The sequence below is a fragment of the Mariniflexile sp. AS56 genome (assembly GCF_030552475.1).
In the GTDB taxonomy this organism is placed as follows: Bacteria; Bacteroidota; Bacteroidia; order Flavobacteriales; family Flavobacteriaceae; genus Mariniflexile.
The window spans coordinates 347,060-360,794 of the sequence record NZ_JAUPED010000002.1; the positions used below are offsets into that span (position 1 = coordinate 347,060).

General features: G+C 31.3%; 10 protein-coding genes. 5 read left to right on the plus strand and 5 right to left on the minus strand.

The window, feature by feature from the left end; translation table 11 throughout:
* Positions 1-6: 6 nt before the first annotated feature.
* Both Q5N74_RS04205 and Q5N74_RS04210 read right to left on the minus strand, forming a co-directional pair.
* Positions 7-1,005, minus strand: coding sequence for an SDR family oxidoreductase (locus Q5N74_RS04205; RefSeq protein ID WP_304387465.1), 999 nt, complete (start codon positions 1,003-1,005; stop codon positions 7-9).
* A 287-nt stretch (positions 1,006-1,292) separates the two neighbouring features.
* On the minus strand, positions 1,293-2,510 hold the full coding sequence (locus Q5N74_RS04210) for a DUF2334 domain-containing protein (protein ID WP_304387466.1): 1,218 nt from the start codon (positions 2,508-2,510) through the stop codon (positions 1,293-1,295).
* 635 nt (positions 2,511-3,145) lie between these two features.
* Between Q5N74_RS04210 and Q5N74_RS04215 the strand changes: the two genes are divergently transcribed.
* From Q5N74_RS04215 to Q5N74_RS04230, 4 genes are read left to right on the plus strand one after another with little or no spacing between them, the layout of a single operon-like run.
* The gene (locus Q5N74_RS04215) at positions 3,146-4,276 is read left to right on the plus strand and encodes an aminotransferase class I/II-fold pyridoxal phosphate-dependent enzyme (protein WP_304387467.1); all 1,131 of its coding nucleotides are present in this window, start codon (positions 3,146-3,148) and stop codon (positions 4,274-4,276) included.
* Positions 4,273-6,213: a nucleoside-diphosphate sugar epimerase/dehydratase gene (locus Q5N74_RS04220; RefSeq protein ID WP_304387468.1), complete on the plus strand. Its 1,941-nt coding sequence runs from the start codon at positions 4,273-4,275 to the stop codon at positions 6,211-6,213. Before Q5N74_RS04215 ends, Q5N74_RS04220 begins: the two co-directional genes overlap by 4 nt.
* A gap of 44 nt (positions 6,214-6,257) precedes the next feature.
* Complete coding sequence (locus Q5N74_RS04225; RefSeq protein ID WP_304387469.1) at positions 6,258-7,031, plus strand: polysaccharide biosynthesis/export family protein; 774 nt, start codon at positions 6,258-6,260, stop codon at positions 7,029-7,031.
* Positions 7,032-7,036: 5 nt separating this feature from the next.
* Complete coding sequence (locus Q5N74_RS04230; RefSeq protein ID WP_304387470.1) at positions 7,037-9,433, plus strand: tyrosine-protein kinase; 2,397 nt, start codon at positions 7,037-7,039, stop codon at positions 9,431-9,433.
* On the opposite strand, the gene Q5N74_RS04235 is transcribed toward Q5N74_RS04230, so the two are convergent.
* Positions 9,430-10,176 carry a tyrosine-protein phosphatase gene (locus Q5N74_RS04235; protein ID WP_304387471.1) on the minus strand — a complete coding sequence of 249 codons (747 nt, stop codon included), beginning with the start codon at positions 10,174-10,176 and terminating at the stop codon, positions 9,430-9,432. The two genes, Q5N74_RS04230 and Q5N74_RS04235, sit on opposite strands and share 4 nt — an antisense overlap.
* Before the next feature lie 54 nt (positions 10,177-10,230).
* On the minus strand, positions 10,231-11,298 hold the full coding sequence (gene aroB, locus Q5N74_RS04240; RefSeq protein WP_304387472.1) for a 3-dehydroquinate synthase: 1,068 nt from the start codon (positions 11,296-11,298) through the stop codon (positions 10,231-10,233).
* Positions 11,299-11,401: 103 nt separating this feature from the next.
* Here aroB and Q5N74_RS04245 point away from each other — a divergent pair, with 103 nt between their 5' ends.
* Entirely contained in the window at positions 11,402-12,568 is a 1,167-nt protein-coding gene (locus Q5N74_RS04245; RefSeq protein WP_304387538.1) for a proline dehydrogenase family protein, read from the plus strand.
* Between the two features lie 5 nt (positions 12,569-12,573).
* On the opposite strand, the gene Q5N74_RS04250 is transcribed toward Q5N74_RS04245, so the two are convergent.
* Entirely contained in the window at positions 12,574-13,641 is a 1,068-nt protein-coding gene (locus tag Q5N74_RS04250; RefSeq protein WP_304387473.1) for an SDR family NAD(P)-dependent oxidoreductase, read from the minus strand.
* Between the last annotated feature and the right edge of the window lie 94 nt (positions 13,642-13,735).

The window sequence follows — 13,735 nt, forward strand, 5'->3', positions numbered from 1 at the left end:
TCTTGATTATTTTAAATTTTCCCAATACCAGCTAACAGCTTCCTTTAAACCGTTACTAATATTATATTTAGGATCATAATTTAAAAGTCGTTTTGCTTTGTCAATTGAAGCCAAAGAATGGGGAATATCACCAACTCTATTGTTTCTGTGTTCAATTTCAATATCAGCTATTGATCTATCAAATTCAGATAAGTATGACTTTAGCAAACTGGCTAATTCCAATAGCGTAGTTCTTTCTCCGTAAGCCACGTTGTACACGGTATTTAAAGCTTCTTTATTCGTAGTAGTTAGTGCATTCAAATTCATTTGCACAACGTTGTCAATATAAGTGAAATCTCGAGAGTAGCTCCCATCACCGTTGATTACTGGTGATTCATGATTTATAAATTGTTGAACAAATTTAGGGATAACAGCTGCATAGGCGCCATCTGGAGCTTGTCTTTTTCCAAAAACATTGAAATACCGCAATCCAATGGTGTCAAAATTATAAGTAGTATGAAAAATATTAGCATATAATTCATTCACATATTTAGTGATCGCATAAGGAGACAATGGTTTACCTATAATATCTTCCACTTTGGGCAATGCTTCGTGATCCCCATATGTTGAAGAGCTTGCGGCATATACAAAACGCTTAACTCCTGCGTCCCTTGCTGCAACGAGCATATTTAAAAAACCAGAGACATTTACATCGTTAGTTGTAATAGGGTCATTTATAGAGCGCGGAACCGAGCCTAAAGCGGCTTGATGTAACACATAGTCCGTATTCTTACAGGCATTTTTACAATCGTCCATATTTCTAATGTCACCTTCAACTAAATGGAAATTAGAATTTTGAAGAAAAGGGGCTATATTAATACGTTTGCCTGTAGAGAAATTATCTAAACAAACTACTTTTACATTGTTATTAAGTAGAACTTCACATAAATTCGATCCAATAAAGCCTGCACCTCCAGTTATAAGAACTTGTTTTCCTTCTAATACGTTTAATTGATTGTTGGTCATTAAAATGTGTGGGTTATTATTAATAGAAGGCAAATATGTGAAAAATATATTTAAAACGTTTACTTAATTATATTAAGGTTATGTTTTTTCCGACGAATGTCATTTGAAGCGAATTGTGTTGCTAATATTGGTGTAAACTAGTTGTATATTGAATAATTTATATCTCGAAAATTACTACAATTTAGTACGAATTGTGGTATATGAAAATATAGGGATAAATTAATCCTTTATATTTATAAAAAACACACAAGAAAATACTTCTAAAATATCGTTTTATGAAAAAAAAATTATTTAAAATTTCTTTTAAGTTTTAGTTTGATAAAACTAATTATTAGTCCTATAGTCGCTCCAAGAGCAGTCACACAAATTAAAAGACCCATTCTACCAAATTTAAAATTATAAAACACACGATAGAATAAAATAGCAGTAGAAATACTACTTAATAATAATACAATCTTTAAGAATAATTCTGAGTATCGGAATATTAGCATTCCTATATAATAGAAAAGAATCGCTATAACAGTAATTATTATGAAATAAAAACCAATTGCCTTTAGGAGCGTAGGGTAATGTGTTATATCTGAATAGTGAGTTATATGAACCTCATGCCTTAAAAATGAAGGTAAATATTGATTTAAAAAATAAATCCTATTTGTTATGATGTATTGATTGGGTGTGAAATCGTTAAATTTTTGTATAATTCCTCCTATTGAGAATAAACTAATGTCCTCCTGTGTTTTTAATGATTTTAATAAGTCATTTAGTTCACTTATGGTAATATTACCTGTGTTTTTTACACTTTTAAAGTCATATTCATGAAACATGACAACAATGGTGGGCTTTGACTTTTTGTTGTTTTTTACTTCATTTCTTGCTTCGGTTATAGCATTCCATATGTTCGGTAATTCACATGTAAAGGGTAAGAAGTTCAAATTCGAATTAGAATTACCTATCCTGCCACGATCAGCTGATAAAGTTGAAAAACCAACAGTTTCCATAGCTTTTAAAGTGTTTATGTCGTATGAATTCCAAGGGGGAACAAAAGTGTGTATAGGTTCATCTATTAAATCTTCAAGTAGTTTTTTTCCTTTTACTAGCTTTTCCTTTTGAATATTATAACTTAAATCAGCAAACTCATTATTATCGTTAACATGTACTTGATGTGTATAACCGTGTAAGGCAATATCAACCACACCCTCATTCATGGCATGTTTAAGAATGTTGGCTTTCTCTTGAGTTAATGGTAATCCATTTTGGGGAGCAAAACTGTGCTCATCACCTGCTATTACAAATGGAATTGTAGCAATAGTAAAAGGTACCTTGTTTTTTCTAAACGCATCAATAATTTTTAATTCTAAATCCGTGTTACTTTTAGCTGAATAATCATCAAACCTAAATACCATTTTGATGGATGCAGTATTTGTTTTTTCACTACAACTAGAATTAGTTAACAAACTTAATATAAGTAGTAATATAATTTTTGTTGGATAACGTAGTGTCGACATGTGATTTTATTTACATAAATAATAATAATACTGCAAATGTTAAAAATAAAAGTTTAAATGATAAATAAATTTGATAAAGATTATGTTTTTACCGTCTAAAAATTATGCGCAGAACAATTAAATCAGTCATATTTAATAAATTTAAACTAGGTTAAGAACAAAGAATGTCATAGTAGAAGATGGTTGTTTTGACCTATATAGTAAGTAGAAAAAGTGTAATACAAATCGACTATCTACAAAGAATTACTATGAACTCTGTAGGGCAATGTCGTTAACCGATTTTAATAACTCTTTTAGCGAATTAACTTCACACTTGGCTTTTTGGTTAAAAACAATCACTAAATTTACAGCATCAAATACAAGATTGAATTGATTAATAGCAGCATTAATTTAATTGTACAGATGTTAATTAAAATATTTTTAGACTCTCAATTTTAATTTGTTTACTAAAAAACAATTTATAAACATCTAGCATCAGTTATAGTTAAGCTTATAATTAATAAATTTTGTTATGTGCGAAAGCAGGAAAACCCAAGATTAATATAAATTATTTTAACCACAGTTAATAAACTAGGGTTAATATAGTGCGTGAATTTTCCAACTTTCCACAATTATTAAAAAGATTTAAATTTAAAATGTTGACCAAAACTAAAATATATTTATCATCACCTCATATGGGTGGTTCTGAGCAAAAATTTGTAAACGAAGCTTTCGATACGAATTGGATAGCTCCTTTAGGACCTAATGTAGATGGTTTTGAGAAAGATATTCAAAATTATTTGGGTAATAACGTTCATGCAGCTGTATTAAGCTCAGGAACTGCTTCTATACATATAGCGCTTCAATTATTAGGTGTTTCAAGAGGTGATGAAGTATTATGTCAAAGTTTTACTTTTTCGGCGTCTGCAAATCCTATTATATATCAAGGAGCCACACCCGTTTTTATAGATAGTGAATCAGATACCTGGAATATGTGTCCAGAATTACTTGAAATAGCGATTAGAGATCGAATTGAAAAACACAAGAAACCAAAAGCTATTATAGCTGTTCATTTATATGGTATGCCATATAAGGCACAGGAAATAAATGAAATTTCCAAAAAATATGACATTCCTGTCATAGAAGATAGTGCAGAAGCTTTTGGAAGTTATTATAATGATATGCCGTGCGGAGCACTTTCTGATATCGGGATTTTATCCTTTAACGGAAATAAAATAATAACAACTTCTGGTGGTGGAGCCTTAATTGTGAAGAACTTAGAACTTAAAGAAAAGGCCGTTTTCTTGTCCACTCAAGCTAGAGACCAAGCGCCACATTACGAGCATTCTTCAGTTGGTTTTAACTACAGGATGAGTAATGTCTTAGCAGGTATTGGTAGAGGGCAAATGGAAGTTCTTGATGAACGGGTAGCGGCTAGAAGACATAATTTTAATTTTTATAAAGAAAATTTATCGAAACATACTAATTTATCTTTTGTAGATGAACCACAAGGTTTCTTTTCTAACAGATGGATCACTTGTGTTAAAACCAGTTCGTACGAACTGCGTGAAGAAATAAGACTTGAATTACTTAAAGATGATATTGAGTCAAGGCCGTTATGGAAACCCATGCACATGCAGCCTGTTTTTAAAGATTGCCTACATTTTACAAATGGTACCTCTGAAGCTCTTTTTGAAAAAGGACTTTGTTTACCTAGTGGATCGAATTTAGATCAAGATGATTTAGAAAGGATTCTTAATATAATATCTAAAATCCCAAACTTATGATAAACAATTACATTACTTATCTCTCTCAAAAGTATGCATCTAAGTGGCTTGTTTTAGCTATTGATTTAACTTTAGTTTTAATCACTTTTTGCTTATCCTATTTTATTAGGTTTAACTTTACTTTAAACTTTGATTTAGCACAGTTTTTGTTTCAACTTCCATTTATATTAGTTGTTGCAGTAATTAGCTTTTTTGTTTTTGGATCGTTTAAGAGTGTTATTAGACATACAGGATTTACAGACGTTGTGAATTTATTTAAATCGGTTTTAGTCATGACTCTTTTAACAGCATTATTTGTGCTTGCAAATAGGGAAGTGGTTTTAATTTCAAACTTTACGATACCACTTTCTATAATTACAATGCACGCCTTATTAAGTTTTGTTTTTTTAAGTGCGAGTCGATTGGTGTTTAAAATGGCCTATAACCATTTAAAATGCAAATATGTATTATCGAAACGTGTTCTTATTTATGGAGCGGGTGATTCTGGGATTGTTACTTATAATGCATTAATTAGTAATGTTCGTGAAAAATTCGATATTTTGGGCTTTATCGACGACAACTCAAGTAAAAACGGAAAATCTATTAATGGTATTTCTATTTTGAATAAAAATAAAATTGATCAAGAATATATTGAAACACATAATATTAATGAAATTATAATTACTTCAGAAAACATTAATAAAGACAGCCTAATTAGTTTGGTAAGTTTGAATGTGAAAATAACCAAAGTACCACCAATAGAAAGTTGGATTAATGGGGAGTTAAATGTGCGTCAAATTAAGCAAGTTCAAATTGAAGATCTTTTAGGAAGAGCTCCAATAAAAATTGATAATCCAAATCTTATAGATGAATTTAGCGGTGAGACTATTTTAGTAACTGGAGCTGCAGGCTCAATTGGTAGCGAATTGGTGAAACAACTTTCAAATTTTGATCTTCAAAAATTAATATTGGTTGACCAAGCGGAATCCGCACTATATGATGTTCAACAAGATTTGTTACGTGATGGTAAGCATAACTTTATAAGTATCGTTGCCGATATTAGAGATGGCTTGCGTATTGATAGTATTTTTCAAGAACATAAACCAACGATGGTTTTTCATGCGGCGGCTTATAAGCACGTGCCTTTAATGGAGAAATCACCTTATGAAGCTATTAAAATTAATGTGAATGGCACCAAACTTTTAGCAGATACCTGTTCGCGTTATAATGTGAAGAAGTTTGTTTTTGTTTCTACAGACAAAGCTGTAAACCCAACAAGTGTTATGGGAGCAACGAAACGTATGGCGGAAATGTATATTAGTTGTTTACAAAAAACAAGTAAAACCAAATTTATAACAACCCGTTTTGGAAATGTATTAGGTTCTAATGGATCTGTTATACCATTATTTAAAAAACAAATTGAAAATGGTGGACCATTAACTTTAACACATCAGGACATTACACGATTTTTTATGACTATACCTGAGGCTGCGCAGTTAGTTTTAGAAGCAGGCACGATGGGTAAGGGTGGTGAAATATTTATATTTGATATGGGAGAGTCTGTGAAAATATACGAGCTTGCTAAAAATATGATTAAATTATCAGGACTTCGTTTCCCTGAAGATATTGATATAAAAATAACAGGATTACGTCCAGGAGAAAAACTCTATGAAGAACTTTTAGCTAATGGTGAAAATACCTTGTCTACGTATCATAAAAAAATAATGATAAGTAAAACCAGAGAAATTGACTATGCGACAGTGAAATCTGAAATAGAAGAACTATGTATAACCAACCGTTTTCAGAATAACAATATTGTTATTAAAATGAAACGTTTGATACCAGAGTATAAGTCTAATAATTCTGACTACGAACGTTTTGATAAAAAAGTTCAAATTTATAAAAAAGCGAAAGGTGATTTATTAGATAATTCAGATAAAAGTTATAGTAAAATTTAATTTAAAAAAAATAATCATTACTTTTCTGCCCAAATTATTCCATAATGACTATATCGATTGCTAAAAGCAAATTAATGTTTGCTTGTGTTATTTTTCTTCTATTATCTTCTTGTGTAACTAAACAAGATATCGTTTACTTTCAAAATGCTAAAAATTTTGAAACGGTAGTTGATACAGATACTTTTACCGCCAAATTAAAAATAGGAGACATTGTAAGTATTTATATATCAAGTTTAAATTTAACGGTTACCGAACCATATAATTTAATGATTTCGACAGGTGCTGGCAGTGGTCAATTAATTGATTACTTGATTGACTCGGAAGGTAACATTGATTACCCTGTTTTAGGAAAAGTTAAATTGTTGGGCTTGACAATTGAAGAAGCAAAAGCCTTATTTAAGAAAAAATTTTCTGATGGAGACTTACTAAAAGATCCTGTTGTAATAATCCGAGTGGTTAATTTTAAAGTAACTGTAGATGGGGAAGTAGGAAGTCCAGGAGTTTATCCAGTTTCTGGAGAACGTATTTCAATTCTTGAAGCGCTTGGAATGGCCGGAGGTTTAACCATTAAAGGTAGACGAGATAACGTGCTAATTGTTAGGGATTTTAATGGGACAAAAACATATACAAGAGTTGACTTAAGAAGTAAAGAGGTTTTCAATTCTCCTGTATTCTATTTGACTCAGAATGATTATGTTTACGTTGAACCTAATACATCATCCATTAGTAACGCGTCAGGAGATGCTAGAATAGGGACTATTATAAGTATTTCATCATTTATTTTAACTACAGCCCTTATATTTGTAACTAGAAATTAGTCCGTATGGTATCAAACCCTAATAATATTGAATTAACTCAGTCTAATTCAAATCAATTTAATTTAAAAAAATTATTTTCACTTTTTTATAAAAAATGGTATTGGTTTATTCTAAGCATTTTAATTTGTTTAGGAATAGCTTTTATCAATCTGAGATATACAACACCTGTTTACGCTGCGTTTGCTAAAATAATGCTCCTGGATGATGAGGATAAAACATCGGGTACAAATGCTCTTAATGATTTGTCTATTTTCTCTAATAACGATCAAGCAAAAGTTGATGATGAAATTCAAGTAATTACATCTAGAGATTTTTTTAAAAATATTGTTAACAAATTGAATCTTAATATTCAATATTTCGTTAAAGGAAAAGTATTTGAAACTGAATTATATAAAAGTTCTCCTGTAATAGTTACATTTATTGCATCTGACTCCGTTGTTAATAAAACTAACTTTAATTTTTATATAGAAATTTATTCTGATCTTGAATTTGGATACCGGATTAACGAAGATGATGAACCAAAAAAAATATCATTTGGTAAAGAAATAAAAACTCCATTTGGTGGGATGATTTTAACACCAAATGATTCTCAATTTAAAGGAGCCTCTGAAACAGACATAAGAATTCAATTATCTCCAGTTATAGATGTTGCTGAGAATTTTAGAAATAGGATAGGTATTTACCGAGATGGTGAATCGGGCTCTAAAATTTTAAATTTAAGTTTAACTGACGCTATCCCACAAAAAGCTAAAGATGTTATTAATGCATTAATTGTTCAGTATAATACATCTTCGTTAGAATTAAAAAATAAAAGATCTGAAAATACAGCTAACTTCATTAATGAGCGTGTTCAATTAATAGCTTCTGATCTAGTTAATGTTGATGATAGTATTGTTAGGTTTAAAACAGGAAATAAGGTAACTAATGTGACCTCTGAGGCAGGACAGTTCTTAGCTTCAAGTGCTCAAAATGAGCAACAATTGGATGCTGCCCGTAACCAGTTGAGACAGTTAAATTATATGAAAGAATCTTTAGGTGATGATTCTTCATCCTTTCAACCAATTCCAGTTAATTTAGGATTGGGGGACGCTGTAATTTCAGGGCTTTCATCCAAGTATAATGAATTGTTAGCTAATCGCAAAAGATTGTTAATGAGTGCCGGTTCAAAGAATGCCATCATCGTCGAATTAGATAATACTTTAAATGGTATTAAGCAAAATTTACAACAATCTATTAACAATTCTTCTAAGTCAATAAATATAACTTTGAATAGTTTAGAAAATCAGTCAAGTAGAATTAATTCTAAAATATTTTCAGTACCAGGTCAAGAAAGTAAATTGAGGTCGATTGAAAGAAAGCAAGGTATAAAGGAATCATTATATCTTTATTTATTACAAAAAAGGGAAGAAGCCACTATAGCACTTACAGCAACATCTCCTAATGTGAAAATTATAGACGAAGCTTATGATAGTGGAGGCTCAATTTCTCCTAATAGAAAAACAGCTTATTTATTAGCTCTTTTTATAGGGTTCCTTATTCCTTTTTCAATTATTTATATAAGTGATTTATTAGACAATAAGATCCATAATAAAGAAGATTTAGAGACAGAAATTAAAAACATAACAGTTTTAGGTGAGATTCCTAAGGTAAGTGGAAAGAAGGGAGAAGCTTTATTAGTCGAGAAAAATGATAGATCTATTCTTTCAGAATCTTTTAGAATTGTAAGAACCAATTTTGATTATGTGAGACGTGGAAGAAACGTTGAAAACTATGATAATGTGATATTTATAACTTCTACTATTAAAGGTGAAGGGAAATCCTTTTTTAGTATTAATACAGCGCTTACCATGGCCAATACCAGTACACGTGTATTATTAATTGGTGCTGATATTAGAAATCCACAAATTTACAACACTATTAAGAATCAAATAAAACCAACTAGTAATGAGATGATTGGTTTAACGGAGTATTTAGTAGATAAAACAATTCTGGCAGGCGAAACCATTAATTCATATACCATTAATGGTATAAAATTAGATATTTTATTTTCAGGAAAAACACCACCAAACCCTGCAGAACTATTAATGACAGATAGAGTTAAAGAGCTATTTGATTATGCTTCTAGTCAATATGATATCGTCATTGTAGATACGGCTCCGGCGATGCTCGTCACCGATACTCTATTGTTAAGTGAATATGCTGGACATACCATTTATTTAACACGGGCGGGCTATACCGAAAAACAGGTTTTAAACTTTGCTAAGGAACTACACGCAAACAAAAAACTTAATGGGATGATGTTGGTTGTTAACGATGTTCACCAAGAAAACTTTGGGTATGGAGCTCAGTACGGTTATTACGGTACGCCAGAGAAGAAAAGTTTCTTTAAAAGACTCTTTTAAATTACTGAAAAAGTGGTGTTTGTATTTCTAATTATAGGCACCATTTTTTCAGATGTTTTCTTATTCAATACTAGACGGGAAAGTTTATCAACATGTGCTACATGATGCGCATCGGTTCCTGTAAAATCTATAAGACCTTTATCTATTAAGTAATTTGCAGTTGTTTCCACATCTTTACCGTAATGGTTGTCTAGTGATAACAAATTGAGTTGAAATAAGCAGCCTTGTTGTTTTAGTTTGTCATAATTCCCCAATTTGTTATGATAAAAAGCATAGCGTTCTGGATGTGCTAAAACAGGAATGTACCCTTTCGTTTTTATTTTAAAAATTAAAGCTTCTAAGTTTATTGGAGGCTGAAAATAAGACATTTCAATAAGTACATAGTTTCCTTTTAATGTAAAAAGGTTCCCGGCATCCAATAATTTTTCAAATGATGAATCCAACATATATTCTGCTGCTGGATTTATAGTAATTCCTTTTTGAATCTGTTTGTTTAAATTTTCTAACAGTGACTGATACGCATTTCCAATAGTCTCATCGGTATTCGGATAGAAATCCTGCATCACATGAGGCGTGGGTATAAATTGTTTTACACCTAACTCCTTAAGTTTTTTAATAAGGTCAATCGATTCTCTAATGTTTTGTGCACCATCATCTATACTAGGAAGTATATGATTATGAATATCTACAAAATCAACAAGTAAATCTTTTAAATAGTGTTTTTTAAAAAAGAAGTTTAGCATTTTGAAACCAGAACAAGTTAAAATAGTAGTATTTGGGAAGTACTAATGTATTGCTTATGACCCATAAAATTCAAATGAATCAATAATGATAGTATCATCTACCAAACAATCTATTCTTGGTGCTCCTATATTTTCTAATAGCACAAAATTAATATTGCCATGGTTATTCTTTTTGTCATATTTAAGTAAATCCATGATTGCTGCGTACTCCGATTTCTCAATGGTTACTTTTCCATAATAATCAACAAATAGTGTTTTAATATGGTGTGCTACTTGTTTAGGGAAACCAGCTAGTTCCGTTGATATATAAGCGGCTAAAATCATGCCGACTATAATCGCTTCACCATGTAATAAAGTTGTCTTATTAGGATTGCTTAAAAAATAAGATTCGATAGCATGGCCAAGTGTATGACCAAAGTTTAAGGTTTTCCTAAGGTTATTTTCTAAAGGGTCTATTTCAACAACATTCTTTTTAATTATGACAGACTCATAAATTAATTGATCTAAATCGTCTAAAGAAAGTTGTGATAAATCTTGAAATTTGTTCCAATAATTTTCATCGCTAATTAATCCATGCTTTAACATTTCAGCTAAACCAGAACGCATTTGGTTTTGGGGTAAAGTACCTAAAAAATGAGTATCGATAAGAACTAAATCGGGATTACTAATAACACCTATTTGGTTTTTTAAGTGTCCTAAATCAACCCCAGTTTTTCCACCCACAGAAGCATCTACCATAGATAATAGGGTTGTAGGGACGTTTACATAAGCAATACCGCGTTTAAAAGTACAGGCTACAAAACCTCCTAAATCTGTAATAACACCACCACCAATATTTATAAGAAGACTTTTTCTATCGGCATTTAACTCAGAAAGCGTGTTCCAAACACCAGCACAGGTGTCTATGGTTTTGTTTATTTCACCGGATTCTATTTCAATAATTTCGATAACAACGTCTGTTTCCAGTCTTTCTAAAAAATATGGTAAACAAAACTGATGCGTATTTTCATCTACTAAAATAAATATTTTAGAAAAATTTTTAGACTTAAGACGTTCATTTATAGATGAATAACAAATGTTGTTAAAATGAATAGTGCAGTTGTTTGTTTCTATAGAATTCATGAAATAGTTTTTTTTTTGAAAACACGAAATTAAGGAGATTTTATATAAAATGGTAACTTGCGGTTAATTATATTTGCAGCAAATATTGAATATAATGCAAAAAATTACCCCTATTTTTGATAATACCGAAATTGCTTTTGCTTTAAAAAGTGATTCCGAATTAGAGCGCGCCTATTTTTTATTCAAAATGATGTCTGTTGAACCTTTAGTACGCATTGGTGGCGCAGTTACAAATTTTGCTTTAAAAGTCCATTTACCTATTGAAGGCTTAATTAGGTATACGGTTTTCGATCATTTTTGTGGAGGTATTAATGAAACAGACTGCTTGCCAGTAATTAATAGCATGCATGAAAAGGGGGTGAGTTCTGTTTTAGATTTTTCGGTGGAAGCTAAAGAGAGCGAAAAGGAATTTGACCATGCACGCGACGTCATTCTAAATATTTTGGAGTTCTGTAAAGAAATTAAAGCCATTCCAATAGCTGTCTTTAAACCCTCTGGTTTTGGAAGGTTTCACTTGTATGAAAAACTAAGTAAAGGCGCGGGCTTAACCGAAAAGGAACAAGCGGAATGGAATAAGGTTGTCGATCGCTTTGATGCAGTTTGTAAAAAAGCTAAAGCATATAATGTGGCTGTATTGATTGATGCTGAAGAAAGTTGGTTTCAAAACGCCGCTGATGCTTTGGTAACCGCTATGATGAAAAAATACAATACAGAAAAAGCAGTCGTTTTTAATACGCTTCAAATGTATAGACACGATCGCATGGATTTTTTAAAGAATGAGCATGAAAAGGCGAAAACTGAAGGCTATTTTCTTGGCTATAAATTAGTGCGTGGTGCTTACATGGAAAAGGAACGTGACCGCGCAGAAGCTAAAGGCTATGAATCTCCCATTTGTAAAAATAAAATTGCTACAGATGAAAACTTTAATGCGGGATTGCATTATATGTTAGATCATTTAGATAGCATGTCTATATTCGCAGGGACTCATAATGAATCGAGTTCGTATTTACTAATGGACTTGATGGAGAAAAAAGGTTTAAAGCCTACTGATTCTAGAATCTGGTTCGGACAATTATACGGAATGAGTGATCATATCAGTTTTAATTTAGCTGATAAAGGTTATAATGTAGCGAAGTACGTGCCTTTTGGCCCTGTAAAAGACGTGATGCCCTACTTAATTCGTCGTGCAGAGGAAAACACTTCGGTAGCAGGCCAAACAGGCCGTGAATTGGCTCTTATAACCAAAGAGAAAAAAAGACGTAAAACCTAAGGTTGTTATATATAACTAATTAAAATACTTTTAATCTCTTGAGGGGATAGATAAGGAGTAATCATTACTAATTTACTTAAATCTATCTCCTTTTGTTTTTTGTATTCTTTTTGCTTCACAAGTAAAATATCAGTATCTGAAGTTGGTTCTAAGAATTCATCTTTAGAAATAATCTCTTCATCATGCTTTTCTCCTGGACGCAAGGCTGTTATTTTAATTTCGACTGAATCATTTTCAGCATAATTATCTATAAAACAATGTGCTAAATCGTGGAGTTTAATGGGATCTCCCATGTTGAAGGTAAACACATCAGCATCAAAACTTTTAAAAGAAGCAATTTTTAAAATGGAGTGACACGCTTTACCCTTATCTATAAAATACCGTGTTATGGTTTTACTGGTTAAAGTTAAAGAAAGCCCAGAGTCTATCTGGTTTTTAAATAACGGGAGCACAGAACCATTAGAACCTATAATGTTTCCAAAGCGGGTAATGGCAAATTGTGTACTACTTTTTGGTTTTTGCTGCTTAATGTAACATTCTGCAACATATTTAGAAATTCCCATCACACTAATGGGGTTCACTGCTTTATCTGTAGAAATAAAAATGAATTTATAAACGCTATGTTTTATAGCCAAATCAACTAATAATTTAGTCGCTAGAATATTAGTTTTTACGGCTTCATACGGGTGCGATTCCATTAATGGCACATGTTTATAAGCCGCCGCATGAAAAATTAATGTTGGTTTATAGGTTTGAAACAGGTATTCAACAGATTCGTTATCATTTATATTTAGAAGGAAACATTCTATTTTATTGGAATCTTCATCTTCAAATTCTTTAATTAAATTATAAAGAGGCGATTCAGCTATATCAACAAGAATCATTTTTTTAAACTCACAGGCCAAAATATGTCTTGCTAACTCACTTCCAATAGTACCGGCAGCACCTGTAATTAAAATAGTTTCTTCAGAGAAATTGAAGTTTTGAAATTCTTTTTTAGAACTTTCATTATTATGAAGAACGCCAGAATCTTTTATGAGTTGATTGATGTGATTGTAGGTTGCTTGATTCATGTATTCAATACTCGGATTAAGTGCTTTTTTATGAGGCTAAGCACCGTTCCAAATTAGGAATAATAAAGTATCTAAACAAGAAGAATAGGGTAGA